The following is a 23,337-nucleotide window of genomic DNA, read 5'->3' as shown; positions in this document are numbered from 1 at the left end:
AATGGTTGCCGATAAGCCCGCCAAAGAAGGCGCGGCACCTGCCGGCGGCATGCCCGACATGGGCGGCATGGGCGGCATGATGTAAGCTGCTTAAGCCTTAGTGCTTATTTATGGGGTCGCCTTTGGGCGGCCCCGTTTTTTTGTTCGGAACACCGTTGTGCCTTCGTACCATCGGCGACAGAACGTTCTGATCCGAGGAGGATCGGGATTGGTTTGGCAATCGGGAATGTAGTGTGCAAATCCCTTTGAAACGGCTATGCGGTTGATATGCGACTGTTTCTTCTGACCGCTTTAACCATGTGCGCCTTCGCTGCGAATTCGATCCTGAACCGCCTTGCTATCGACAGTGGCGCAAGTGATCCGGCGGGATTTGCCATCATCCGGGTTTTGGCTGGTGCCTTGGTTTTAACGGTATTGGTGGCGCTTCGGGGCAGCTCGATCCCTGTTTTTAATCGTCGACGTATTGTTGGGGCCGGGTCACTGTCGCTTTATATGATCGGGTTTTCAGTAGCTTATCTGACGCTTGATGCCGGGCTTGGTGCGCTGATCCTGTTCGGGGTTGTGCAAATTACCATGTTTGCGATTGGTGCTATGACCGGTTCTGCACCCACGTTGAGACAGATATTGGGTGCCGGTATTGCGCTTGGTGGACTGGCGTTTGTTCTTTGGCCTGCTGGGACGGTTCAGGTCGACCCGACAGGGGCCGGCTTAATGACGGCTGCCGGGGTCGGGTGGGCCATATATTCCATCGCGGGCCGGTCCGAACCAGATGCATTGTCGGGAACTGCAGCAAATTTCATCATGGCGTTGCCCGTCACGGGATTTGCCCTGTTCCTGCTGGGAAGCAATTGGCAAATGTCTCCGCTTGGCTATGGGCTGGCTGCGCTTTCCGGAGGCGTCACGTCCGGTCTCGGCTATGCGCTATGGTACCGTGTCGTGCCACAGCTTTCACCGGCGGTGGCCGCGATCGTGCAACTCAGCGTTCCAGTTATCGCAATTGCTGCCGGGGTCATCCTGTTAGCCGAGATGGCAAGTCTAAGGCTTCTGCTCGGCGCCGGATTTGTACTCGGCGGCATCGCACTGGCGGTGCTGCGCCGGAACCGTGGCTAGGGGTTCCCTCGGCCTGGGTTAGGCCTTATCTGGCGTGTATGAAATTTCTTGCTGTTCTCCTCTTGTGCCTTATGCCTGCGGTGGCCAATGCGAAATGCGTGGTCCTTCTGCACGGCCTCGCGCGCACAGAGGCCTCGTTTACCGTCATGGAACAGCTTTTTCATGCGCATGGTTACACTGTGGTTCGTCCAGGTTACCCTTCGACAGACCTACCAATACCAGACCTCGCCAACCAGACTTTACCAGCTGCGTTCGCCGCCTGCGGGGAGGATACGGTTAACGTTGTAGCGCATTCGATGGGGGGCATTCTGCTGCGCTATTGGTTGCAGGACAACGACCCCGAGAATCTGGGACGCGTTGTCATGCTCGGACCTCCTAATCAGGGCAGCCAACTGGTAGACGAGCTTGGCGCCTGGGAGGTTTTCGGCTTTCTGAATGGCCCTGCAGGGCTTGCGTTGGGAACCGGACCAGAGGGTATTCCACGCCGCCTGCCGCCCGTGGAGTTCGATTTGGGGGTGATTGCAGGCGAGAACTCATTGAACCCATTGTTCTCGTCTCTGATCGATGGTCCAGATGACGGCAAGGTATCGATAGAGACCACAAAGGTTGAGGGTATGGCTGATCACATCGTCTTGCCGGTGACGCATACGTTCATGATGAACAACCCGCGGGTCATGGCGCAGACCCTGCATTTCATCGAATTCGGACAGTTCGATCCACAAATCACCTGGCTTGACGGGGTGATGGATATCATCGACCAGATCTGTCTTGGGGAAGATTGCTCGGAACCGGACTCGGAGCCCACTCAATGAACTCATTGGAACTGACATTGACCGGCGCGAATGTTCTGTTGCCCGGCGAAGGGGTGTCGCGTGCTGAACTGACGATCGCCGAAGGTACCATTCAAACCGATAGGGCAGGGCGGCAGATTGATTTGTCAGGATACCTCATCCTGCCTGGCATCATTGATTTGCATGGCGACGGTTTTGAACGTCACATCGCGCCCCGGCGCGGTGCCATGAAGCAGATGGCAGAGGGCATTTTATCGGTCGAGGCGGAACTGGCCGCGAATGGAATAACCACAGCTGTTCTGGCGCAGTTCCACAGTTGGGAAGGCGGCGTGCGCGGGCCCGAGTTTGCTGGTCAGGTTTTTGACGCCATCGCTGCGGTTCGGGATGATGTTGTAACCCAACTGATCCCTCAACTGCGCTTCGAAACCCATATGCTGGACGACTATGACGGGCTGCCCGAACGTATCGCGGATTGGCAGGTGCCTTATGTGGTTCTGAATGATCATCTACCTCATGACCGGCTGGCTGAGGGGCGAAAACCACCCCGCTTGACGGGGCAGGCACTGAAGGCGGGACGGAATCCCGAAGTGCATTTTGAGATGCTGAAGGCAATGCACAACCGCAGCGCCGAGGTGCCAGCAGCACTGGACAGCCTTTGCACTGTCCTTGCGAACCGAGGAATTCGGCTCGGCAGCCATGATGATACAACGCCGCAGGATCGTGCTGAGTGGCGCGAGCGCGGGGTGATGATCTCGGAATTTCCGGAAACGCTGGAAGCCGCCGAATGTGCCCGGGCGGGCGGAGATCACATCATCCTCGGCTCACCCAATGTTGTGCGGGGCGGCTCACATAAGGGAAATGCCAGCGCGGTGGATCTGATCTCGATGGGTTTGTGTGATGCATTGGCATCGGATTACCACTACCCCAGCCCGCGCCGCGCTGCGCTGATGTTGGTAAAATCTGGCCTGCTGGATATTGCGAGCGCCTGGGCGCTTGTCTCGTCCGGTCCCGCGCGGGTTTTAGGCCTGAAGGATCGCGGAACGTTACAGCCCGGATATCGTGCTGATCTGGTGATACTCGATGCGACAACCCACAAAGTCGCCGCCACACTATCAGGCGGGTGTGTCAGCTATATGTCCGGTAGTATCGCAACACGTTTCTTGAGCTGATCCCGGCTTCATCTGGCTAAAAATACCTCCGCCGGAGGCATCGCGCTTAAGCGCGATTACCTCATCGCGAAATCCGGTTGAAATGCCCCATCTTGCGGCCGGCATTGACCTCGGCCTTGCCATAGAGATGCAGTGCTACGTCCCGTTCGCGTGAAAGCTCGGGTACGCGGTCCATGTCATGCCCGATCAAATTCTCCATCACGACGTCCGAGTGGCGCTGACCGTCGCCCAAAGGCCAACCGGCCACGGCGCGAATATGTTGTTCAAACTGATCCACGGCGCAGCCGTTCTGGGTCCAGTGACCCGAGTTATGAACGCGCGGCGCGATTTCATTCACGATCAATCCTTGTGGCGTCACAAACAATTCGACACCCATGACGCCGACATAATCCAGCGCGTTGAGAATGTTGGCGGCCAGCAATACCGCATCTGTCCGCTGCGCCGGAGACAGGCGTGCCGGTATTGTGGTCGTGTGCAGGATACCATCGCGATGGACGTTCTCTCCAGGATCGAAACAGGCAACTTGCCCGTCCAGACCGCGTGCTGCGATGACCGAAACCTCGTGGCTGAAGTCCACAAACCCTTCCAGTATGGACGGCGCGCCCGCCATATCGGCCAGTGCCGCCCCGGCATCTTCGGGTGCGCGCAGCCGGGCCTGACCTTTACCGTCATAGCCGAAGCGGCGGGTTTTCAGGATGGCGGGGGTGCCAATGTCATCAATTGCGGCGCGCAAGCTGTCCAAATCGGAGATGTCTGCAAAGGGCGCGGTTTGCAGGCCTAAGCCTTGTAGAAATGTCTTTTCGGTCAAGCGGTCCTGACTGACCCGCAACGCCTCTCGACCCGGGTGAATGGGGCGGTGTGCCTCAAGCAGATCCAGCGCCTGGGTGGGGATGTTTTCAAACTCGTAGGTGATCACGTCCACCGACTCCGCAAAGGCCTTCAATGCGTCGGCGTCATCATAGGCGGCGGTCGTCACCTGATTTGCAACTTGACCGGCCGGAGGATTTGCGCCCGGCTCGAATATGTGGGACTTGAACCCCAACCGTGCAGCCGCGATCGAGAGCATCCTGCCCAGCTGACCGCCCCCCAATATCCCGATTGTCGCACCGGGCGTAAGCATATCTGACATCGTCATGTCTCCAATCTCTTGCCAATCGCACTCAGTGCAGCACGCAAGGCATCATGCGCGCCCTCGGATTGCAAAATATCCGTCATCTGAAGGCTCAGTGTGCCCTCGGTCGCAAGCGCGTCACGCTCGGCTGCCAGTTGGCCCGCATGCTCTTTGTGCATTGATGTCAGAAACCCTGACACAAGCTGCGTGGTGTAGAATTCGGCCCGGTCTTTGTCGCCGGTCTGATCAGCCAACCAGTCGGTGCCTGTTGCCATAAGATCCAGGATACCTGGCACCATGGCGCAGATGGCGAAGTGGGCGTTCAACGCGGCCTCATTGGCAACCTTCACCACAGGATTTTCGGGCTCGAACAAATCTGCCAAGAGGCGATCGTTGCCGTAAGCGGCCAACGGGCAACCTCCTGTCTGAAGGAAACCCAGCGGAATCGTTTGCACAAAATCCGATGCCGGCGCGCACAGGCCGGATAGCTGCTCCTCAGAGACGGCGGCCATCACCGAAACAATCTTCTGATCTGCGCGAAAGCTTAGCGGGGCCAGAACGTCCTCGGCCACATGGGGGCGCAGGCAGAGAAACACGATCTCGGACGCATCAATCACGGCTTGCGGAGTGCCAACTTGGGCCCCAAGCTCGGCCTGCAGAGCCGAGGAGACTTGGGCATTGCGCTCGGTGACGTAAAGATCATGACCTTTAGCAGCCATCAGCCGCGCGATTGGCGCAGCGATGTGGCCTGTGCCGATGAAACCGATACGGCTCATTGCTGAGGTTCTTCCGGGATCGAAGCAGAGAGGGCCTCGCGCCAGGCGTCCAGCCGTTCCGCAAGCGCGGCATCCTGCAGCGCCAGAATGCCCGCGGCCATCAGGCCCGCATTGGCCCCGCCGGCCGAACCGATAGCCATGGTCGCAACCGGAAAACCTTTGGGCATCTGCACAATGGAATAGAGCGAATCTACGCCCGACAACGCGCGGGTTTGCACCGGAACGCCAATCACGGGCACACGTGTTTTCGACGCCATCATTCCGGGCAAATGCGCCGCGCCACCCGCGCCCGCGATAATGACCTGCAAGCCGCGCGACACGGCGGTTTTACCATAATCCCAGAGGCGATCCGGCGTGCGGTGGGCCGAGACGATCCGCGCCTCATAAGCGATGCCCAATTCATCCAGAATATCGGCGGCCTCTTTCATCGTGGGCCAGTCCGACTGACTGCCCATGATGATCCCTACTTTCACATCGCTCATCCGCTTACGTCCCTGCCATCGGAAAGAGCGCGCACTATAGCCAAATCCGCATATGTGGCAATGCGGTACGCGCGTCTCAGGCGATGATATCGGGGGTCAATCTGTCTTCGATCAGACGGATGATGTCTTTCAGGCGCAGTTTCTGCTTTTTTAGCCGCTTGATCGTCAATTGGTCCGAGGTCCCCTTGGCCTGCAAGGCCTCGATCGCTTCGTCCAAATCACGGTGCTGGCGTCGAAAGACCTCTAATTCCACCCGCAGGACTTCATCGGTTTTCATCGAAAGATCGGTGGGTGCGTTCATGGACGACTCAGTGTTTAAAGTGGTGCTTTTAACACAAGATAGTGTGTCAGGGTTTATCCGGCCAGACCTTGTGGACATCCCTGTATCTTCCCATATTCTATTTCAAGCGGTTGCCGACATCGGGACCGCAGAATACGTCGCTTTGACAATGAAGGACGAAAATACGTGTCGAAACTTACCTTAGGCTCATACCCGCATCTTTTGGGGTTCGAGCAGTTGGAACGCCTTCTGGAACGGTCTGCAAAGGCCGGAAATGAAGGATACCCGCCCTATAATATCGAGCAGACCTCGGATTTTTCCTATCGCATCACCTTGGCGGTGGCCGGTTTCGCGGAAGAGGACCTGTCGATTACAATCGAGGATCGCCAGTTGGTGATCCGGGGCCGTCAGCGCGACGACAGCGAGGGGCGCATATTCCTGCACCGTGGCATCGCGGCGCGTCAATTCCAGCGCATGTTTGTGCTGGCTGACGGGGTCGAGGTGGGCGAGGCGATCATGGAAAACGGTCTGCTGCATGTGGACCTGACCCGCGCCGTGCCTGAAACCGTGGTTCAGACAATCAACATCAAGAAGGGGTAAGAGCAATGAATACACCGATTGAGATCAACGCCGAAGGCAATCGGATTGTCTATGTAAAGGCCGTTGATGTGGCAGACCTTCCGCAGGATCTGCGAGAGCAGGCAGGCGATCTGGATCAGCTGTATGCTGTCCACGATTCCGATGGGCAGCAATTGGCACTGGTTGCCGACCGCAAGCTGGCCTTTGTACTGGCACGCGAACATGACCTGTCCCCGGTGGCCGTTCACTAGGCCACCAAACATTCCGCCGAATTGACGTGACATTTTCTGCCTCAGCGGTGATCGTGCCGCTGATTGAAACGCAGGAGTGCGCGATGAGCTGGTATGATTTCGATTGGGTGGATGCGTTCAGCGATCAGGCCTTTGGTGGCAACGGCTGCGCAGTTGTGCATGAGGGTGCAGGGCTGTCGGACGCGGTTTGCATGGCATATGTGCGCGAGACTTCTCTGGTTGAATGCACTTTTACCGGGCCATCCGATATCGCTGATATCCGGGTCCGGTACTTCCTGGCCAGCCGGGAAATCCCATTTGCCGGGCACCCGACCATAGCAACCGTTGCAGCGATGCGATCACGGGGGTTGGTTCAGGGTGATGCTCTGACGCTTGAGACCGGAGCAGGGATTGTATCGATCAAACTGAATGGTGATGACATCGAAATGACGCAGGTCGCCCCGCAATTCGGCGATCATGTGCCCGCAGATCTGGTTGCCGCCGCCATCAGCCTGCCGGAAGAGGTGGTAATTTCTCCACCGCAGTTCGTTTCAACCGGTCTGCCCTTTTGCATTACGGTCCTGCGCGATCACGAGGCGCTGCGCGCTGCCAAGCTGGATGTTGCTTTGCTCAGTCATATTACCGAAAAGGCCGGTTTCTCGGGGTCGGACATGGCTGAACCGTTTCTTGTAACACTGAAAGGCGCAACGACTACGGGCGACACATTCTCGCGCCTGATGATGGCGCCCCCCAGCCCGCCCGAGGACCCGTTCACCGGATCGGCCACCGGTGCGATGGCGGCCTATCTCTGGAAACACGGACTGATGGATAAAGAGACATTCATCGCCGAACAGGGCCATGACATGGGCCGCCCCGGTCAGGCGACCGTGACACGCGTTGGACCTTCGGATGCGATGACGGGGATCAAAGTTGCCGGGCGCGGCCATGTCCTGATGCGCGGGCAGGTGAATTTGCCCGACTGAACCAGACCCGCACCTGCGAAAAAGGCCCTCAGAAATCTGAGGGCCTTTGATGTATTTTTTCGTCTTAAGTGATCAGGATGCTGCAATCAGCCCCATGCTTTCCAGCTTAAGCAGAACCTGATGTGCGCAGTTGTCAACCTCGACATTCTCGGTCTCGACGCGCAGCTCTGGGTCTTCAGGGGCGTCGTAAGGGTCGGAAATCCCCGTGAACTCTTTGATCTTGCCCTCACGTGCCAGTTTGTACAGACCCTTGCGGTCTCGGCGCTCGCATTCTTCAATGCTGGTCGCGACATGCACCTCGCAAAATGCACCGAATTGTTCGATCTCTTCACGCACAGCACGACGGGTAGTTGCGTAAGGCGCGATAGGAGCACAGATGGCAATACCGCCGTTCTTGGTTATCTCAGACGCGACATAACCGATGCGGCGGATGTTCAGATCGCGATGTTCCTTCGAAAAGCCCAGTTCCGAAGACAGGTTCTTACGCACGATATCCCCGTCCAGCAGGGTAACCGGACGATCCCCGGTCTCCATCAGCTTGACCATCAAGGCGTTGGCAATGGTGGATTTGCCCGAGCCTGAAAAACCGGTGAAAAACACGGTGAATCCCTGTTGCGAGCGCGGCGGGAAGCGGTTGCGCAGTTCCTGAACAACTTCGGGGAACGAAAACCATTCCGGAATCTCCAGCCCTTCGCGCAGACGGCGGCGCAGTTCAGTGCCCGAGATGTTGAGGATCGTGACGTTGTCCTTGTCCAGAATCTCGTCATTCGGCTCGTATTGCGCGCGTTCCTGCACGTAGACCATATGTTTGAAATCGACCATCTCGACGCCGATCTCGTCCTGATATTTTCGGAACAAGTCTTGCGCATCATAGGGGCCGTAGAAATCCTCACCGGCAGAGTTTTTGCCTGGACCTGCGTGGTCACGACCGACGATGAAATGGGTGCAGCCGTGGTTTGCGCGGATCAAACCGTGCCAGACTGCCTCGCGCGGGCCAGCCATGCGCATCGCAAGGTTCAGCAGCGACATCGACGTAGTCGAGGCCGGATATTTATCCAACACGGCTTCGTAGCAACGCACGCGGGTGAAATGATCCACATCGCCCGGTTTGGTCATGCCAACCACGGGATGGATCAGCAAGTTGGCCTGTGCTTCTTTTGCGGCACGGAAGGTCAATTCCTGATGCGCACGGTGCAAAGGGTTACGGGTCTGGAACGCAACGATCCGGCGCCAGCCCACTTTGCGGAAATAGGCGCGCAGCTCGTTCGGCGTGTCGCGGCGGGCTTTGAAATCGTAATGCACGGGCTGCTGGATGCCAGTGACCGGGCCGCCCAGATAAACTTTGCCCGCTACATTGTGCAGGTAATTCACAGCCGGGTGCGCATCATCATCAGCGCCAAAGACCTTTTCCGCCTCACGCGCCTTGTCTGGTGTCCAGCGGTCGGTCACGGTCATGGTGCCGAGGATCACGCCTTCCTGATCGCGCAGGGCAATATCCTGGCCCAGCTCGATCGATGCGGCAAAATCTTCGTCAACATCCAGGGTGATCGGCATTGGCCACAGCGTCCCGTCGGCGAGGCGCATGTTTTCGACCACGTTGTCATAGTCTGCCTCGCTCAGGAAACCTTTGAGCGGGTTGAACCCACCGTTCATAAGCAGTTCCAAATCGCAAATCTGCCGGGGCTTAAGATCCCAGCTGGTCAGATCAGATGCTTCGATCTTCAGTTTTTGTGCAGATTCATAGGAAACATACAATTCAGGGATTGGGGCCAGATTGCTTAACATCGTCATCGGAAAACTCTTATTGCGTTACTGTTGGCATTTGTTTCAAGGGCGTGTGCCTCGGCCTGAGGGTGAAGTCCATAGACTCGCAAAAACTAAGGATGAAATGTGTGGTTTTTTCACGAAATGGAACGGTTTTCTGTTTTTTGTTTCAGGTTATTGAAAAAATCCCGCCGCTCAAGCTCATTAGGCACATTCTCAGGCAATCTGTTCCAAAGGCGAAGTCTGCGACTTAAGGTCGGCTGCGTGCCTGACGGGCAGGGCGGGGACAGGTTCAGAGACACCGCGCAGGCTGAATTCCCGTAGATCGCGGGGATCACATTGTAACCCAGCCGCGTCCAAAACCTTGTCCGACACAAGGAGTTCGACCCCCAACGCTTTGGTTTCAGCCTCCAAACGGCTGGCAACGTTTACAGCGTCTCCAATGATGGTGCGTGGCGCGTGTTTAGCTGCTCCGATTTCGCCCAGCACAAGATCACCAAGATGTAGACCCATACCAATGCGCACAGGTTGGCTGCCTTCTGCTTGGAGCTGCTGGTTGAAACGCTCCAATGCGTGTCCGATCCCAGCCGCCGCCCTCAGACCGGCACTTGCCGAACTTGCGGCGTTGGCTGTTTCGAACATCGCCAGCAACCCATCGCCCATGTATTTGTCGACAACCCCGCCTTGTGCCGTGATTGCTGGGACAATTGCGTCAAAGAAACGATTCAACAGAAAAACGATATCATACGGCAATTGCCCCGTTGTGCGGGCGGTGAACCCGCGCATGTCCAGAAACAGAACCGCCAGCTGCCGTTCTTGCCCCTGGCTCGCATGCGCACGATCACGCGCGCCGTCGGGGCGGAAAACACGAAATACAGTGAGCGGGTCGGACGGCCGCATCTGGCAGGCCAGGCGAGTCCCCTCTGGCGCGCTGATCGCTTTCAGGCTGCGGGCTTCAACTTCGGTTGGTGGGTGCAACTGATCGGCGCCATCTTCAACCACAACGCGACAGGTCGTGCAGCGCCCCTTGCCGCCACACAGCGCGGTATGTGGGATGCCGTTTGCGCGCGACATCTCCAAAAGGGTCATGCCTTTCTCCGAAACAACTTCTGGACCGTTGACATAGCGCACCCGCACCGAATGCCGCCGCCGCCAAAGCTTGCGCCCGAGATAGACCAAGCCTGTTAGTGCAAGCGCGGCCCAGAATACCCACTGCGTATAGTCTGTGACGGAAAACAAAGACTGAAACTCTTCTTGCGAAGGCCAGTTATAGTATTCGACATACTGTTCTCGTAGATCGGGGTCGGCAAAATCGGCCCAGATACGCCGCCCCTCGGTCAGAAGGCCTGCGAAGGCGAAGCCCGGTACAAAGACGGCGAGACCGATCAGATATGGAACCATCGCGCGCCACCATGTGGTCAACCGTAACCACATGTGTAGCCCAATACATCCGTGGACCCACACCAGCAGAAGTAATAGGCTTTGGAACCAGATCGCGGTGCTGGGCCACATCAGAATGATGATGTAACCCATTTCATCATTCACCCCAAAAATCTCATGCGCGTATCGGGTCTGAACCAAATGTGAGATAAGCTGCAGCGGGATCAACAGGCCAAGAATAACCTGAAGCGCGACGCTGAAAGGCATTCTGAGCGTCCGGCGCTGCGCGAGTGAGATAAGCGCCAGTCCCATGTGCATCAGCAATGCGCCATATATCACGACGCTGCCGATCTCATTACGGCTGACAGCTTTACGTCCGCCCTGCATCCCGTGCAGCAAATCAGTGTGAAACAGACCAAGGCCGATATTGATGAAATGAAAGAACGCAAAGACAAACAGCACGAGGCCGCTTGCGATTCTGAGCCGGCTCATCCATCCGCCGCGCCAAAGAACGTTTTCCAAAAGCTCACCTGTTCTTCGCGTTACTATGGTTGATCCTGATACGGTGCCGGGTGCCGGTCAAGATAGGCGCGGTCACCTTTCGGGGAACCAGTCGCAGGGGGCACCTGCGGTTTGTATCATCTGGTGTTCTGCGTTGAACAACACCAAATGGCTCAGTTTAGGACGCGAGCGCGAACTGTATAGCAGTCCATCCGCGCCGTATGTGCGGGCCTTGTCCGAAAATCGCCATGTTGGAGAGGGTATGCCGGTTGCCCGCATGTCTTGCCAGACGATCGAGGCAGAAGGTTGCCCCCGCAAATCCAATACTTGCGCCTTGGATATCTTCAAGCGATGGATCGTCCGTGGAGGGTCGCACTGCGAGACATAGCGCCGAATGGCGATCCCGGCCCCTTCAGCGCTAAGCGACGCATAAAGCGCGAATTGGCCAGAATGATGAAACCGTCCTTCGGGGGCACGGGCCGATGAGAGCGGGTCACCCGATTGGGTGCGGAACAAAATTCTCCAGACGAGGCCGGAGAATTCTGTGATCATCTTAGTCGTTCTCCGCCAAGAATCGTTCTGCATCCAGCGCGGCCATGCAGCCCATACCGGCGCTTGTCACAGCCTGACGGTATACGTGGTCGGTCAGGTCTCCGGCAGCGAAAACTCCCGGAACCGAAGTTTGCGTCGTGCCCGGCTTGGTCACGACGTAGCCACCCATGTGGGTTTCCAGCGTATCTTTGACCAGCTCATTTGCCGGAGCGTGGCCGATAGCGACAAATACGCCTTTGCACGGAATCTCCGTGATTTCGCCGGTCTTTACATTCTTGACCTTGACGCCTTCCACACCCAGTGGGGCATCGGTTCCGATCACCTCATCCAGTTCGTGAAACCAAAGCGGCTCGATCTTTTCGTTCTTGAACAGCCGATCCTGAAGGATCTTTTCGGCGCGCAGCTCATCACGGCGGTGGATCAGAGTGACCTTGCTGGCAAAATTGGTCAGGAACAGCGCCTCTTCCACGGCAGTGTTGCCGCCACCAATCACAACGATTTCCTGCCCGCGATAGAAGAAGCCATCGCAGGTGGCGCAGGCCGAAACACCAAAACCTTTGAATTTCTCTTCAGACGGAAGGCCCAGCCATTTGGCACGCGCGCCGGTGGCCAGAATCACCGCGTCGGCGGTGTAAACGGTGCCACTGTCGCCTTTGGCGGTGAAGGGACGCTGGCTCAGATCAAGATCGCTGATGATGTCGCCGATCACTTCGCAGCCCATTGCCTTGGCGTGATCCTGCATCCGAACCATAAGATCGGGGCCTTGAACCTCGGTGTCGCCGGGCCAGTTTTCCACCTCGGTTGTGGTGGTCAATTGCCCGCCCGGCTCGATCCCCTGCACCAGAATCGGTTCCAGCATGGCGCGGCTGGCATAAACGCCCGCAGTGTATCCGGCGGGTCCTGACCCAATGATCAGAACCTTGGTGTGACGTGTTTCGGCCATCGTATCCCCACTCAATTTGCCTCGGCGGACTTATTGTCCAGTGCGGATCGATATAGCGACCAGCGGGCGCGGCTTAAAGCCCCTTCCTATTGCAAGCCCGTGATGCGCGTGATGATTGACTTGGCGATCAAATATCTATCTCAAGTGATGAAAATTGCGCATCTGTGAAATATTATTGCGGCCTCCGGGGCTGCTGTTATAACAACTGAAAAACTCAGGAGCATTCGATGGTCACGACCCGGTTGGATGAAATCGACCGCAAAATCCTTGCGGAACTGCAGGCCGATGGCCGTATGACCAATGTTGAACTTGCCAAGCGCGTGGGAATATCCGCTCCGCCCTGCCTGCGGCGGGTGCGCACGCTGGAAGATTCGGGGTACATCCACGGTTATCATGCCGACGTGAACGCCCGCGAACTGGGGTTCGAAGTGCAGGTCTTTGCCATGGTCGGACTTGAAAGCCAGGCCGAATCCGAACTCAGCGCCTTTGAAGACCGGTGCCGGGAATGGCCACTGGTCCGCGAGTGCCACATGCTGAACGGCGAGGTTGATTTCATCCTGAAATGCGTCGCACCGGATCTCAGCAGTTTTCAGCAATTTCTGACAGGCGAGTTGCTGACCACGCCTAACGTGGCCAGCGTCAAAACTTCGCTTGTTATCCGAGGCGCAAAAGACGAGCCAGGCGTACCATTTGACGTACTGGAAGACCGGATGAACCGGACGGCCTGAACCTACCTTTTGTTTGATCCACAGGACAGGGTGGCAGCATCGCTGCCAGTGCCAGGGTTAAAACCCAACTCAGTAAAATCTGCATAATGCCCCACGCTTGCAGTACAGTAATAGTTAACCAGTTCACGCTGTCATAGCGTCAATTTCACCATCTCCGGCCCTTGGCAAGAGCAACGGACCAAAATCATTCAACGATTCGATATGTGAGAATAGATTCAAATAGATCGAACGCAAAGAGTGACTGATCATTCGGACCGCATTGATGCCCGGATGATAGGTTTCGAACTGCAAGCCATCGACCCGAATCACCGAATGCCGCGCGACGCAGATATGAAACAGCTCAACCGGTGTCGGTGGCAGCGTTTCCACGACACTCATTCCATCCTGAAACTCACTGACGGGTGTCAGCATGGGCTGCCCGCCGTTCAGATGACGCATATGCGTGGGCGTGCCCAGCAGACGTGCGGCGGGGCCGGTGATGACACCCGACATCGGTTTTTGCATCCCGAACGTGTCGGCCATGATCCGCGTCAGCGGCCGGGTTCGTCCGCGCGTATCCTCGCGTCCGGGAATCAGCGTGACAGATCCTTTCCAAAGCACAGTTTCCGATGATCCGTCCTGAGTGAGCACTTCATCACCCGGCAGCAGATCTTCGATGGCCATCTGGCCTTGTGGTGTCTCGACCAACGATCCGCGTGTGAACGCGCAGAACGCATCTTCAAACATTGGCAAGGCTGGTGCGATATGGCGCGTCTGTGAAATATCCCCGTTTTTCAACAGACTGCACACTTCATAACGTCGAAGCTGTGCCTTTTGTTTCGTTCCCGGACGAGGCGCATCGCGCAACAGCGCTGACGTCTCGACCGCGTTTCTGGCAGCGCGGGCCAGAGAATTTGGAATAGTCATGGTATTCCGTCCCCTCTAAATTCCGTCCGACGGCTTGAACCCCCGTGCAACATCGCCGGACGACCTTGTTCTTTGTCTGTAATCAGATGGGTAAACACAGGCTGGTCGCCGCGAATGCACAGCGCCGTAGCAGAATACACCAGTGTTTTGGTCAAGTTCTTGACCCCCCAGACAAACTCGTAAACCGCAGGCTGCAATTGCCTGCACACACACGCTCCGAAACCTGGCCGCAATCTTGACTGCGACCCCACATACCGAACCGGAGCTTCATCCGGTATGCGTTTGCCCGTTGAGACCGGCAGCTGGTCCCATGGGGTTGCTGTGTCAGCGTCGTGCCGCCAGACGGCGCGCAACTCTGACAGAGTGACTTGAAACCCGCTTCCAGGGCATTTCCGGTTCTTGATCCCTGACAGCCGCAAAAACGGCGCTGAGAAAGCGTGATTTCGATTTCATATCCATTGTCCTGCTTCGATAGGGCGATCGCCCTGTTCCCGTTTATGAAGCCAATGTGACGCTGATTTGCGGCGCCTATAAGGCTGATCCGGGTTGAATTGAGGACAAATTGAAGGTTTCAGGTACCTCTTAGTTGCTTCCGCCCATGCCATGACGAACCCACTTGGGGTAACCGTCTGTGCATTGGCGAAAATTTGAGACGATTCTGACTCTGATAAACACAAGAAATGTGGCAGAAACTGGGCAAAGCTGCCTTAATATGGGCCAGATTTACAACCTGATAGCGGAAATCAATCTGCCGTAGTCGGCCTCGTTGGCATGGGTCGATCGCCGGTAGGAATAAAACCTGTCGGGGTCGGAATAAGTGCAGTGACGGACCCACTCGGCCTGGCCGATACCAGCTTCGCGCAGACGATGCAGGCCAAAGGCGGGCAGGTCGAAATGCATCCGGTCACCTTTGCCATTTGCAAAAAAACGCGCGTTCTCTGGCGTGTCAGCAAGGAAGTCGTCCAGAAACTCTGAGCCGACCTCGTAAGCGCGTTGTGAAATCGTGGGGCCGATTACGGCAACTGTGTTATCCCGGTTGGCTCCCAGCGCTTCCATCGCGTCCAGTGTTGATTCCAGCACACCATCCAACGCGCCGCGCCAACCGGCATGTGCGGCCCCGATCACATTTGCGTCAGGGTCCGCGAACAGCACTGGCTGACAATCAGCGGTTAAGATTGTAAGCGCCAAACCCGGCGTTGATGTGACAACCGCGTCAGCTTTGGGTTTGTCACCCGTCATCGGCCCATCGACTGCAATCACGGTCGGCGAATGCACTTGATGCACACCGATCATCGCCTCAGGTGCCACTTCCATCGCGTCGGCGACGCGCCGACGGTTCAAAGCTACGGCCTCAGTCAAATCTGTCGACCCGGTTCCGCAGTTGAGTCCTTCGAAGATACCAGAAGATGCGCCACCGCGGCGGCTGAAGAACCCGTGTCGTACGGGGGACAGCATGTCTGAGGTAATGATTTCCAGTGTCATGGTTCCAGTCCCGGTGGCGGCGTGGCGTTTGGCGGATAAAGGCCCAGTACTTTGAACAGGTTTCCCATTTCGTCGGGGTGCGTCAACCGTCGATGTGCAGAGACCAGCGCCTCAAGCTGTGACCCGCTGAGAGGGGCGGCAAGCGATTGCGCGCGCGCGGTGATCCCGAGCCGCTCAAGAAACACACCCTGCGGGGTCAGTTTTGTATAAGCGCAGCCCGAAGTATGAGACGCCTTCGCCAAGACCTCAAAGTCGACATGTGTGGTCAGATCCGCCTGACCGGGCTGATCCAGGGGATCGACACGTTCATGCGCTTGCAACGCCTGCAATGTGTCGCCAAGCGAGCGCCAGTCACCATAATCGATGATCAGCGCGGCTCCGCCGTTACGAGCGATCTGCCCGGCAACAGAGTACATAATGGAACTGGCAGCAGCGCACAGTTCTACCAGATCTCCGTCCTGCGTATCCTCGACACGTTCGCTGAGCGCAGCTTGTGCCGATTGCGCACCAAGACCGAACGCAAGCGATGCACCATTTTTGCCAACTAACCTCTCGCGCCAACCTTCGCCTTCGCGCAGGAACTGGCGGATGGGCAGGGCATCAAAGAACTCGTTTGCCACCAGAAACAGAGGAAGATCTTCAAAATCAGAAATTGCCTCGATCCACTGAGGTTCATACCCTTGCAGTGCCTTGGCTTGTACGTCGCGCAAAACAGGTGAAGCTTCGAGCAATGCGATCTTGGCTGCTTTGTGAAAGCCAGGCACCCTCTGAGTGGCGCGCAGGATGTCTGCTATCAGGGTGCCACGACCAGGGCCAAGCTCGGCCAGAACAATCCGTTCAGGTTTGCCTTGCTCCAGCCAGGATTGCGCCAAACACAACCCGATAAGCTCCCCGAACATCTGACTGATTTCAGGCGCTGTAATGAAATCGCCCTGAGCGCCCAGCGGATCGCGGGTTGTGTAGTATCCATGTTCCGGATGCATCAGACACTCGGTCATGTAGTCAGCGATGGTCATAGGGCCATCATTCTGGATGCGCAGGAGCAGACGATCCTTCAGGTTCATGATCTGCGTCGTGCCCGAAATGCCAACCAAAGGCCAAGTGCAATCATTGGTAGCGACAAGAGTTGCCCCATCGTCAATCCATATCCGCCAACATGCCACGCCAACCCTAGCGGATTCCCGGGCGATACAAATTGCGCATCGGGTTGACGGAAGAATTCGACAAAAAACCGCGATGCGCCGTAGCCAGCCAGAAATACGCCCATAACCAGACCTGGTTTTTGAAACGCGCCGCGCCGGTAGGCCAGCCATATCAGAATCGCCCCGAGGACCAGACCCTCGAGTGCTGCCTCATACAGTTGCGAAGGGTGGCGGGCGCACATCCCTGCAACAACGCCGGGACAGTCTTGGGCCGTGGTTCCGGGAAAGATCACCGCCCATGGCAATTCACTGGGTCGACCCCAAAGCTCGGCATTAGTGAAATTCGCCAATCGTCCCAGCAACAACCCGGGCGGCACTGTGTAGGCAACCAGATCACCCAGCGAAAGAATCGGTGTAGCGTGGCGCCTGCCGAACAGATACGTGGCGATCACCACGCCCAACAGGCCGCCATGGAAGGCCATGCCACCCTGCCAAACCATCAGAATTTCCAGTGGATACGCAAAATAATATGCGGGTTGATAGAAAAGGACGAACCCCAATCGACCACCAAGAATTACACCCAGTATGATCCAGGTGACCAAATCCTCAAGCTGATCGGGTTGCATCGGTGGTGTGTCATCAGCCCAAAGCACAGGCCGCCTAAGCGCCATCAGCGCCATGCGCCAAGCAATCAGGATGCCGACGATATAGGCCAGCGCATACCACCTGAGCGCAAACTCCATCCCGAACAGAGAGATCGAGAAAATTTCGGGTGACAGATCGGGGAAATTCAAAACAGCCTGCATGTGCGTCTCATTGCCCGGGGTTTGCGTGGCAAGTCAACCTTGAGCCCGGGCCAATCTTTACCCATATAGAGAGCAATCGCGAAATCGGAGAAAGCCCATGCAAACCCGTAACAAGATTCTGGACGATATGTCTCAACTGATGACCAATGCCATGGGTGTGGCGCAGGGGGCACGAGAAGAGGCCGAGAATGCGATGAAATCCATGATGGACCGCTGGCTGGCCGACCGGGATTTCGTAACCCGTGAAGAATTTGATGCTGTGCGTGCCATGGCGCAGAAAGCGCGCGAAGAGAACGGTGCACTTGAACAGCGAATTGCCGCGCTCGAGGCGAAGCTGGACAAGTAACGTCCGCAGGAATTTAAGATTTTGGGTAAAAGCATCCGCCGCGCAATCCGAACTTGGATTGTGCGGTGTTGTGAATTTTGCCGCTCTGCAGAAATTTATCAAGACAAAGCTGCATCCAACGCCAATATTTTGATCGGCGTTGCCAACTGTCCACAACTTATTGCTGTTATCCCCAATAAATAGGGTTGCCAGAGCTGTGCTCACATCGCACCATATTTAGTACAGGCAGACTGGGGAAGCCCGGCTTGTAGAGCAGGCAACTAGCGCTGGGGCGCTGCCAGCCCCAAAATGCTAGAGATTAGTGAGGTGGCATTATGGCCCTTTCCGAGCAGTATCTCGAAGAAGACCTTCATCCGATCGACATTGTTGAACATCTTGCAGAACATCACGACTGGGATTTTGACCGGATCGGGGATGATCAGATTGCCATGGCTGTCGAAGGACAGTGGCGCACATATTCGATAACTTTGGCCTGGTCGAATTACGATGAAACGCTCCGCATGGTGTGTTCCTTTGAGATGGAGCCTCCGGCCGAGCGCGAAACCGAGCTTTATGAGCTACTGAACAAGATGAATGATCAGTGTTGGGCCGGGGCGTTTACCTACTGGGCCAACCAGAAATTGATGGTCTATCGCTATGGCTTGGTGCTGGCCGGTGGTCAGACGGCCAGCCCAGAACAGATCGATACCATGATCACCGCAGCGGTACTGAGCGCCGAGCGCTATTACCCCGCGATCCAACTGGTGACCTGGGGAAACCGAGACCCCGAAGAGGCGATGCAAGTCGCCATTGCAGAGGCCTACGGCCGCGCGTAAAGCTTTGCCCCGAACCATAGGGGAGGGGCAATCATGGATATCTCGCGCGTCGCCGAACAGGGGTTGGTGCTTCTGGGATGCGGCAAGATGGGTTCAGCAATGCTTGCGGGTTGGTTGGAACATGGCCTGCCCGCAGCATCTGTTTGGGTGATTGATCCTTACCCCTCGGATTGGCTGAAGGCGCAGGGCGTCAACATCAACACTCCTCTCCCCGAGGCACCCGCAGTTGTACTCGTAGCGGTCAAACCACAGATGATGGGCGAAGCCCTGCCAGCCATTCAAGCGCTGGGCAATGGTGACAGTCTTTTCATATCGGTCGCAGCGGGTACATCGCTGGCCACTTTCGAGAACGTCATTGGGGCAGATACGCCGATCATCCGTGCGATGCCAAATACGCCTGCGGCGGTTCGGCAGGGGATCACGGCGCTGATTGGGAATGCCAACACCTCGGACGCGGATATCCTACTGGCTGAAGACCTGCTTTCGGCCATTGGTGAGACGGTTCGATTGGATGATGAGACACAGATGGATGCCGTCACCGGGGTCAGCGGTTCGGGCCCGGCCTATGTATTCCACCTGATCGAAACACTGGCGCAAGCTGGCGAAGCGCATGGTCTGCCACCGGAACTGGCAATGAAGTTGGCCAAATCAACCGTCGCCGGGGCAGGGGCGTTGGCGATGGCCGCTGACGAGCATCCGTCGCAATTGCGAGTTAACGTCACCTCTCCCAACGGCACCACTCAGGCCGCACTGGAGGTGTTGATGCATGAAGAAGAGGGTTTCCCAGACCTGCTACATCGTGCCGTCAAAGCTGCAACCGACCGATCTAAGGAGTTGTCTCGTGAGTGAGATTTCATTCGACGAATTTCTCAAAGTCGACATTCGTGTAGGTGAGGTGATACGCGCCGAGCCGTACCCGGAGGCCCGCAAGCCCGCGATCAAGCTGTGGGTCGATTTTGGCGATGAGATCGGTGAGCGCAAAACTTCAGCCCAGATCACCGCGCACTACGATCCGGCGACGCTGGTGGGCAAGCAGGTGATGGCCGTGGTCAACTTTCCCCCGCGCCAAATCGGTAAATTCATGTCCGAGGTTTTGGTGTTGGGTCTTCCCGACGAAAACGGTGAGATCGTGTTGATAGGCCCCGATCGCGCTGTGCCCATCGGTGGAAGGATGCATTGATGAAACTGCTGATTGCCCGACCGATGACATCGGCTGTCCAAGTGCGCGCCCGTGCCGAATTCGATGTGGAAATCCGCAGTGAAACCACGCCTCTGACGCATGAAGAAATGTTGCGGGCGCTGACTGAATTTGACGTCGTGGTCCCGACGTTGGGCGATCAGTTCGTGGCAGAGATCTTTGCTCAGGTGCTAGAGCCTCGCTGTAAACTGCTGGCAAATTTCGGAGTTGGTTACAATCATATCGACGTGGACGCCGCACATGCTGCCGGAGTCGCGGTTACCAACACGCCGGGTGCCGTCACCGATGCCACCGCCGATGTTGCCATGACACTTTTGCTCACGACGGCCCGCCGTTCAGGTGAGGGGGAAAGGTTGGTCAGGTCAGGCCAGTGGCAGGGGTGGCATCCTACACAGATGCTGGGCCAACATGTGACCGGCAAAAAGGTGGGCATCATCGGAATGGGCCGCATAGGTCAGGCCATTGCCCGGAGGTGTCATTTCGGATTCGACATGACCGTTGCCTATCAATCACGCAGTCCAAAACAGCTGGACTTCCAAGCAGAGTACATCCCTGAACTCAATGCATTAGCTGCGGCAGTGGATTTTCTTGTCATAGCAGTCCCCGGAGGAGCTGAAACACAACACTTGGTCAACGCACAGATTTTGGCTTCGATGAAGCCCTCGGGCATTGTGATAAACATTGCGCGCGGTGAAGTTGTGGACGAAGCCGCCTTAATCCAAGCGCTTCATGCGGGTCGGATTGCTGGCGCTGGGCTGGATGTCTACGAGTTCGAGCCCAAGGTGCCGCAGGCCTTGTGTGACATGGGAAATGTGACTCTGCTGCCCCACCTCGGCACCGCGACCGAAGAGGTGCGCACCGATATGGGTCACATGGCGTTGGACAATGTCGCGGCGTTCGTGGCCGGGCGAACGTTACCCAACCCGGTTTAGGAACCCACCGCCTCGCGCCAGTGTTTGCGGCAGAGCGAGACATAAGTCTCGTTCCCTCCAATCTGTACCTGCGCCCCTTCAGTGATGGCGTTCCCGTTTTCATCCTGACGAATCACCATCGTCGCCTTTCGCCCGCATTCGCAGATGGTGCGTACTTCGCGCATCTCATCGGCCAGAGCCAACAATGCTGCCGACCCGGGGAACAGTTTACCCTGAAAATCCACCCGCAACCCGTAGGTCAACACTGGGACCTTCAGATCATCTACGGCGCGCGCAAGTTGCCAGACCTGCTCTTCCGAAAGAAACTGGGCTTCATCAATGAATACGCAGGCGATGCCCCCTTGTGTCAGGCGGTTTTCGATCATGGCAAACACATTGTCGTCGGGACGAAACATGTCCGCTCGTTCCGAGATTCCGATTCTTGATGCGATCCGCCCCTCACCGGCGCGTCCGTCAATGGCGGCTGTCATCAGGTAGGTATCCATGCCGCGTTCGCGATAGTTATGCGAGGCCTGCAGCAACACGGTCGATTTGCCAGCGTTCATAGTCGAATAGTTGAAATAGAGCTTTGCCATGCCGTGGGTCTAATTCGCATGTGCTGCCTGGGCAAGCCGTCTCATGGGGGTAAATCGACGCCACCATCGCTACAGCTGAGGTTGAGCAAATGCTCTTGGGGATGGATTACCTCGCCTTCGCGACAGTGGCGTCGTCGGCCTACAAGTGGCCTATACAATGCAAGGCTAAAATCCTGCCCCGCATACACTCTTTACCGGCTCGAACAGCCGCCACTCACTCACAAAATCCCTGCATATCTGAGGGATAGTCAATTATTGCCATTTCAATTATGAATCGAATATGGGAAATTTCCCTACCCTTTCCCCCAGCATGGACAGGCAGAGGGGGCAGGGCGCAGGTAACAAGGGTAGCAAAATGGCAGATATCGGGGCCTATCTGAAAAAGCATACCGAAGCATTGGTTAAGGATGTCGGAATCGAAGCAGCGTGCGAGATCACCGGGAAATCCAAAGCCACGCTTGGCAGGTACTATTCAGACAACGCAGAACATTCTGACCGGTTCATGCCGGTGGATGCTGTTGCCCGGTTGGAAAACGCGGCTGCCTATCCACACGTGACTGCGGCATTGGCGGATTTGAAGAATATCACGCTTTCTTACGATGGACGAAACTCGGACAGCCCACGTACGGGCGGGGTAAATTCCGATGTCATTGCGCTGAGCCAACGTTTTGCCATGCTGATGACGGAATACCAGTCGGCGATAGAAGATGGCATCATCACGGTGAACGAGGCGAAGCGGCTGCTGAAAGAAACCAGTATGCTGCAACAGGTTCTGATCGAAATGAAGCTGCATCTGGAAGAGGAAAGCGTCAGTTAAGGTGTCATGTCCCTGTACTGAATTGTTGTGAATGCGCAAAATAAAGGCGGCCCATGTGCCGCCTTTTTGTTTGTCTGCTGGGCAGATTAATATTCAGCGTTCATCATTGTTGGCGTTCTTGCCGCGCCCGGGGCTTGCCCCCTCTGGTCCGTTGCCGCCACCGTTATTGCCTTTGGCACCGCCTTTGCCTGGCTTGTCACCACCGTCGTGGCCACCTTTACCACCGACTTTGCCGGGCTTATCACCACCGCCGTGACCGCCTTTACCACCGCCTTTGCCGGGCTTGTCACCACCGCCGTGACCGCCTTTGCCGCCGCCTTTGCCGGGTTTGTCACCACCGCCGTGACCGCCTTTGCCGCCGCCTTTGCCGGGTTTGTCACCTCCGCCGTGGCCACCTTTGCCACCGCCCTTACCGCCGCCATCGCCAGGACTGCTTCCACCATCACCCGGATCACCGTTGCCGCCGGAACTCCCGCCGCCGTTGCCCGAGCTTCCGTTTTCACTCGAGCCAACGGAATTGGAGGATGGATCTCTGCTGCGCTCTTCACCGGCATTGGTGTTGGAAATCGACGCAGTGGGCAGATCGCTCAACAACTGAGTCAGACCGGGGCATTGCGCCGAGGTGTTCTGCAGGATCGAAGCAAAATCAGATCGTTTTTGCAGATGTGATACAAACCCTCGCGTGACCTGCGAACAGCCGCAGAGCGTGTCAAAATCGCCTTCATTGGCGGCAACACGCGCGGTGTTGACCGTGCAGGTTTGCGGTTCTGCGATTGCCGCGCCGGACGCCATGACCCCAATGAAAGGTGCGGCGACCAAGGCGGCCAGTCCAACGCGAGTATTATTTCCCATAACAGCGGGCTCCCATAACTACATCACTCGGATGCACAGGGCATCCGGATCTTGATGTGTCGGTCAGAGATGAAGGAGCGGTTGAGC

27 protein-coding genes are annotated in these 23,337 nt (G+C 56.8%); 13 read left to right on the top strand and 14 right to left on the bottom strand.

All coding sequences use genetic code 11. The annotated features are described in order from the left end of the window. The first annotated feature begins 267 nt into the window (after window positions 1–267). From ACR0MP_RS10235 to ACR0MP_RS10225, 3 genes are read left to right on the top strand one after another with little or no spacing between them, the layout of a single operon-like run. Window positions 268–1,110, top strand: a complete 843-nt coding sequence (locus ACR0MP_RS10235) for a DMT family transporter (protein ID WP_480886517.1) — start codon at window positions 268–270, stop codon at window positions 1,108–1,110. A gap of 38 nt (window positions 1,111–1,148) precedes the next feature. Then, window positions 1,149–1,922: an alpha/beta fold hydrolase gene (locus ACR0MP_RS10230; protein ID WP_170401841.1), complete on the top strand. Its 774-nt coding sequence runs from the start codon at window positions 1,149–1,151 to the stop codon at window positions 1,920–1,922. After that, window positions 1,919–3,070: an alpha-D-ribose 1-methylphosphonate 5-triphosphate diphosphatase gene (locus ACR0MP_RS10225; protein ID WP_480886516.1), complete on the top strand. Its 1,152-nt coding sequence runs from the start codon at window positions 1,919–1,921 to the stop codon at window positions 3,068–3,070. Before ACR0MP_RS10230 ends, ACR0MP_RS10225 begins: the two co-directional genes overlap by 4 nt. A 61-nt stretch (window positions 3,071–3,131) precedes the next feature. Here the strand turns inward: ACR0MP_RS10225 and ACR0MP_RS10220 are convergent, their stop codons facing one another. The 4 genes from ACR0MP_RS10220 to ACR0MP_RS10205 form a co-directional block, all read right to left on the bottom strand. Continuing rightward, complete coding sequence (locus ACR0MP_RS10220) at window positions 3,132–4,199, bottom strand: 5-(carboxyamino)imidazole ribonucleotide synthase (RefSeq protein ID WP_480886514.1); 1,068 nt, start codon at window positions 4,197–4,199, stop codon at window positions 3,132–3,134. Between the two features lie 2 nt (window positions 4,200–4,201). Then, complete coding sequence (locus ACR0MP_RS10215) at window positions 4,202–4,957, bottom strand: NAD(P)-binding domain-containing protein (protein WP_480886512.1); 756 nt, start codon at window positions 4,955–4,957, stop codon at window positions 4,202–4,204. Continuing rightward, the gene (gene purE / locus ACR0MP_RS10210; protein WP_170392399.1) at window positions 4,954–5,439 is read right to left on the bottom strand and encodes a 5-(carboxyamino)imidazole ribonucleotide mutase; all 486 of its coding nucleotides are present in this window, start codon (window positions 5,437–5,439) and stop codon (window positions 4,954–4,956) included. The genes ACR0MP_RS10215 and purE overlap by 4 nt, the downstream gene beginning before the upstream one ends. A gap of 76 nt (window positions 5,440–5,515) precedes the next feature. After that, window positions 5,516–5,740, bottom strand: coding sequence for a YdcH family protein (locus tag ACR0MP_RS10205; RefSeq protein ID WP_010441787.1), 225 nt, complete (start codon window positions 5,738–5,740; stop codon window positions 5,516–5,518). A 165-nt stretch (window positions 5,741–5,905) separates the two neighbouring features. Between ACR0MP_RS10205 and ACR0MP_RS10200 the strand changes: the two genes are divergently transcribed. From ACR0MP_RS10200 to ACR0MP_RS10190, 3 genes are all read left to right on the top strand, one after another. Continuing rightward, on the top strand, window positions 5,906–6,319 hold the full coding sequence (locus ACR0MP_RS10200) for an Hsp20 family protein (protein WP_010441788.1): 414 nt from the start codon (window positions 5,906–5,908) through the stop codon (window positions 6,317–6,319). Between the two features lie 5 nt (window positions 6,320–6,324). Next, complete coding sequence (locus ACR0MP_RS10195) at window positions 6,325–6,549, top strand: DUF1150 family protein (RefSeq protein WP_170392397.1); 225 nt, start codon at window positions 6,325–6,327, stop codon at window positions 6,547–6,549. A gap of 83 nt (window positions 6,550–6,632) precedes the next feature. After that, window positions 6,633–7,511, top strand: a complete 879-nt coding sequence (locus tag ACR0MP_RS10190) for a PhzF family phenazine biosynthesis protein (protein ID WP_480592007.1) — start codon at window positions 6,633–6,635, stop codon at window positions 7,509–7,511. A 72-nt stretch (window positions 7,512–7,583) separates the two neighbouring features. Here the strand turns inward: ACR0MP_RS10190 and ACR0MP_RS10185 are convergent, their stop codons facing one another. The 4 genes from ACR0MP_RS10185 to trxB all read right to left on the bottom strand — a co-directional run bounded on the left by ACR0MP_RS10185 (window position 7,584) and on the right by trxB (window position 12,651). Further along, window positions 7,584–9,302: a bifunctional sulfate adenylyltransferase/adenylylsulfate kinase gene (locus tag ACR0MP_RS10185; RefSeq protein WP_170636065.1), complete on the bottom strand. Its 1,719-nt coding sequence runs from the start codon at window positions 9,300–9,302 to the stop codon at window positions 7,584–7,586. Window positions 9,303–9,491: 189 nt separating this feature from the next. Further along, window positions 9,492–11,147: an adenylate/guanylate cyclase domain-containing protein gene (locus ACR0MP_RS10180; RefSeq protein ID WP_480886510.1), complete on the bottom strand. Its 1,656-nt coding sequence runs from the start codon at window positions 11,145–11,147 to the stop codon at window positions 9,492–9,494. Between the two features lie 102 nt (window positions 11,148–11,249). Continuing rightward, window positions 11,250–11,708 (bottom strand): RES family NAD+ phosphorylase, encoded by a 459-nt coding sequence (locus ACR0MP_RS10175; RefSeq protein WP_170392389.1) that lies wholly within the window; start codon window positions 11,706–11,708, stop codon window positions 11,250–11,252. 1 nt (window position 11,709) lies between these two features. Beyond that, window positions 11,710–12,651 carry a thioredoxin-disulfide reductase gene (gene trxB, locus ACR0MP_RS10170; RefSeq protein WP_480886508.1) on the bottom strand — a complete coding sequence of 314 codons (942 nt, stop codon included), beginning with the start codon at window positions 12,649–12,651 and terminating at the stop codon, window positions 11,710–11,712. Window positions 12,652–12,878: 227 nt separating this feature from the next. On the opposite strand from trxB, the gene ACR0MP_RS10165 reads away from it, so the two are divergent. Beyond that, complete coding sequence (locus tag ACR0MP_RS10165; protein ID WP_170588683.1) at window positions 12,879–13,379, top strand: Lrp/AsnC family transcriptional regulator; 501 nt, start codon at window positions 12,879–12,881, stop codon at window positions 13,377–13,379. Window positions 13,380–13,502: 123 nt separating this feature from the next. On the opposite strand, the gene ACR0MP_RS10160 is transcribed toward ACR0MP_RS10165, so the two are convergent. From ACR0MP_RS10160 to lgt, 4 genes are all read right to left on the bottom strand, one after another. Further along, on the bottom strand, window positions 13,503–14,285 hold the full coding sequence (locus tag ACR0MP_RS10160; RefSeq protein WP_480886507.1) for a Hint domain-containing protein: 783 nt from the start codon (window positions 14,283–14,285) through the stop codon (window positions 13,503–13,505). A 723-nt stretch (window positions 14,286–15,008) separates the two neighbouring features. Further along, entirely contained in the window at window positions 15,009–15,767 is a 759-nt protein-coding gene (pgeF, locus tag ACR0MP_RS10155; protein WP_170401812.1) for a peptidoglycan editing factor PgeF, read from the bottom strand. Beyond that, window positions 15,764–16,831, bottom strand: a complete 1,068-nt coding sequence (locus ACR0MP_RS10150) for an SAM-dependent methyltransferase (protein ID WP_170735575.1) — start codon at window positions 16,829–16,831, stop codon at window positions 15,764–15,766. Before ACR0MP_RS10150 ends, pgeF begins: the two co-directional genes overlap by 4 nt. After that, window positions 16,828–17,715 carry a prolipoprotein diacylglyceryl transferase gene (gene lgt, locus ACR0MP_RS10145; protein WP_170401806.1) on the bottom strand — a complete coding sequence of 296 codons (888 nt, stop codon included), beginning with the start codon at window positions 17,713–17,715 and terminating at the stop codon, window positions 16,828–16,830. The genes ACR0MP_RS10150 and lgt overlap by 4 nt, the downstream gene beginning before the upstream one ends. Before the next feature lie 97 nt (window positions 17,716–17,812). Between lgt and ACR0MP_RS10140 the strand changes: the two genes are divergently transcribed. The 5 genes from ACR0MP_RS10140 (at window position 17,813) to ACR0MP_RS10120 (ending at window position 21,006) form a co-directional block, all read left to right on the top strand. After that, complete coding sequence (locus ACR0MP_RS10140; RefSeq protein WP_170512483.1) at window positions 17,813–18,061, top strand: accessory factor UbiK family protein; 249 nt, start codon at window positions 17,813–17,815, stop codon at window positions 18,059–18,061. Window positions 18,062–18,375: 314 nt separating this feature from the next. Next, the gene (locus ACR0MP_RS10135; RefSeq protein WP_010441802.1) at window positions 18,376–18,876 is read left to right on the top strand and encodes a type III secretion system chaperone family protein; all 501 of its coding nucleotides are present in this window, start codon (window positions 18,376–18,378) and stop codon (window positions 18,874–18,876) included. A gap of 33 nt (window positions 18,877–18,909) precedes the next feature. After that, entirely contained in the window at window positions 18,910–19,725 is an 816-nt protein-coding gene (gene proC, locus ACR0MP_RS10130) for a pyrroline-5-carboxylate reductase (RefSeq protein ID WP_170735573.1), read from the top strand. After that, the gene (locus ACR0MP_RS10125; RefSeq protein WP_170401796.1) at window positions 19,718–20,056 is read left to right on the top strand and encodes a tRNA-binding protein; all 339 of its coding nucleotides are present in this window, start codon (window positions 19,718–19,720) and stop codon (window positions 20,054–20,056) included. The genes proC and ACR0MP_RS10125 overlap by 8 nt, the downstream gene beginning before the upstream one ends. Next, the gene (locus ACR0MP_RS10120) at window positions 20,056–21,006 is read left to right on the top strand and encodes a 2-hydroxyacid dehydrogenase (protein WP_170401793.1); all 951 of its coding nucleotides are present in this window, start codon (window positions 20,056–20,058) and stop codon (window positions 21,004–21,006) included. Before ACR0MP_RS10125 ends, ACR0MP_RS10120 begins: the two co-directional genes overlap by 1 nt. Here the strand turns inward: ACR0MP_RS10120 and ACR0MP_RS10115 are convergent. Further along, entirely contained in the window at window positions 21,003–21,581 is a 579-nt protein-coding gene (locus ACR0MP_RS10115) for a thymidine kinase (protein WP_170401790.1), read from the bottom strand. The genes ACR0MP_RS10120 and ACR0MP_RS10115 overlap by 4 nt on opposite strands. Window positions 21,582–21,936: 355 nt before the next feature. On the opposite strand from ACR0MP_RS10115, the gene ACR0MP_RS10110 reads away from it, so the two are divergent. Then, a complete protein-coding gene (locus ACR0MP_RS10110; RefSeq protein WP_170392365.1) occupies window positions 21,937–22,398 on the top strand; it encodes a hypothetical protein in 462 nt (153 codons plus the stop codon). Window positions 22,399–22,491: 93 nt separating this feature from the next. On the opposite strand, the gene ACR0MP_RS10105 is transcribed toward ACR0MP_RS10110, so the two are convergent. Next, a complete protein-coding gene (locus ACR0MP_RS10105) occupies window positions 22,492–23,250 on the bottom strand; it encodes a hypothetical protein (protein ID WP_480886503.1) in 759 nt (252 codons plus the stop codon). Window positions 23,251–23,337 lie beyond the last annotated feature (87 nt).

The sequence above is a fragment of the Ruegeria sp. K3 genome, assembly GCF_056531845.1.
This window is presented reverse-complemented; position numbering and strand designations above follow the sequence as displayed.

What these genes read in the sequence shown, in the direction of transcription:
- ACR0MP_RS10235 (WP_480886517.1), top strand. Translation starts at nt 268, where the DNA reads ATGCGACTGTTTCTTCTGACCGCTTTAACCATGTGCGCCTTCGCTGCG.
- ACR0MP_RS10230 (WP_170401841.1), top strand. Translation starts at nt 1,149, where the DNA reads ATGAAATTTCTTGCTGTTCTCCTCTTGTGCCTTATGCCTGCGGTGGCC.
- ACR0MP_RS10225 (WP_480886516.1), top strand. Translation starts at nt 1,919, where the DNA reads ATGAACTCATTGGAACTGACATTGACCGGCGCGAATGTTCTGTTGCCC.
- ACR0MP_RS10220 (WP_480886514.1), bottom strand. Translation starts at nt 4,199, where the DNA reads ATGTCAGATATGCTTACGCCCGGTGCGACAATCGGGATATTGGGGGGC.
- ACR0MP_RS10215 (WP_480886512.1), bottom strand. Translation starts at nt 4,957, where the DNA reads ATGAGCCGTATCGGTTTCATCGGCACAGGCCACATCGCTGCGCCAATC.
- purE (WP_170392399.1), bottom strand. Translation starts at nt 5,439, where the DNA reads ATGAGCGATGTGAAAGTAGGGATCATCATGGGCAGTCAGTCGGACTGG.
- ACR0MP_RS10205 (WP_010441787.1), bottom strand. Translation starts at nt 5,740, where the DNA reads ATGAACGCACCCACCGATCTTTCGATGAAAACCGATGAAGTCCTGCGG.
- ACR0MP_RS10195 (WP_170392397.1), top strand. Translation starts at nt 6,325, where the DNA reads ATGAATACACCGATTGAGATCAACGCCGAAGGCAATCGGATTGTCTAT.
- ACR0MP_RS10190 (WP_480592007.1), top strand. Translation starts at nt 6,633, where the DNA reads ATGAGCTGGTATGATTTCGATTGGGTGGATGCGTTCAGCGATCAGGCC.
- ACR0MP_RS10185 (WP_170636065.1), bottom strand. Translation starts at nt 9,302, where the DNA reads ATGACGATGTTAAGCAATCTGGCCCCAATCCCTGAATTGTATGTTTCC.
- ACR0MP_RS10180 (WP_480886510.1), bottom strand. Translation starts at nt 11,147, where the DNA reads ATGAGCCGGCTCAGAATCGCAAGCGGCCTCGTGCTGTTTGTCTTTGCG.
- ACR0MP_RS10175 (WP_170392389.1), bottom strand. Translation starts at nt 11,708, where the DNA reads ATGATCACAGAATTCTCCGGCCTCGTCTGGAGAATTTTGTTCCGCACC.
- trxB (WP_480886508.1), bottom strand. Translation starts at nt 12,651, where the DNA reads ATGGCCGAAACACGTCACACCAAGGTTCTGATCATTGGGTCAGGACCC.
- ACR0MP_RS10165 (WP_170588683.1), top strand. Translation starts at nt 12,879, where the DNA reads ATGGTCACGACCCGGTTGGATGAAATCGACCGCAAAATCCTTGCGGAA.
- ACR0MP_RS10160 (WP_480886507.1), bottom strand. Translation starts at nt 14,285, where the DNA reads ATGACTATTCCAAATTCTCTGGCCCGCGCTGCCAGAAACGCGGTCGAG.
- pgeF (WP_170401812.1), bottom strand. Translation starts at nt 15,767, where the DNA reads ATGACACTGGAAATCATTACCTCAGACATGCTGTCCCCCGTACGACAC.
- ACR0MP_RS10150 (WP_170735575.1), bottom strand. Translation starts at nt 16,831, where the DNA reads ATGAACCTGAAGGATCGTCTGCTCCTGCGCATCCAGAATGATGGCCCT.
- lgt (WP_170401806.1), bottom strand. Translation starts at nt 17,715, where the DNA reads ATGCAGGCTGTTTTGAATTTCCCCGATCTGTCACCCGAAATTTTCTCG.
- ACR0MP_RS10140 (WP_170512483.1), top strand. Translation starts at nt 17,813, where the DNA reads ATGCAAACCCGTAACAAGATTCTGGACGATATGTCTCAACTGATGACC.
- ACR0MP_RS10135 (WP_010441802.1), top strand. Translation starts at nt 18,376, where the DNA reads ATGGCCCTTTCCGAGCAGTATCTCGAAGAAGACCTTCATCCGATCGAC.
- proC (WP_170735573.1), top strand. Translation starts at nt 18,910, where the DNA reads ATGGATATCTCGCGCGTCGCCGAACAGGGGTTGGTGCTTCTGGGATGC.
- ACR0MP_RS10120 (WP_170401793.1), top strand. Translation starts at nt 20,056, where the DNA reads ATGAAACTGCTGATTGCCCGACCGATGACATCGGCTGTCCAAGTGCGC.
- ACR0MP_RS10115 (WP_170401790.1), bottom strand. Translation starts at nt 21,581, where the DNA reads ATGGCAAAGCTCTATTTCAACTATTCGACTATGAACGCTGGCAAATCG.
- ACR0MP_RS10110 (WP_170392365.1), top strand. Translation starts at nt 21,937, where the DNA reads ATGGCAGATATCGGGGCCTATCTGAAAAAGCATACCGAAGCATTGGTT.
- ACR0MP_RS10105 (WP_480886503.1), bottom strand. Translation starts at nt 23,250, where the DNA reads ATGGGAAATAATACTCGCGTTGGACTGGCCGCCTTGGTCGCCGCACCT.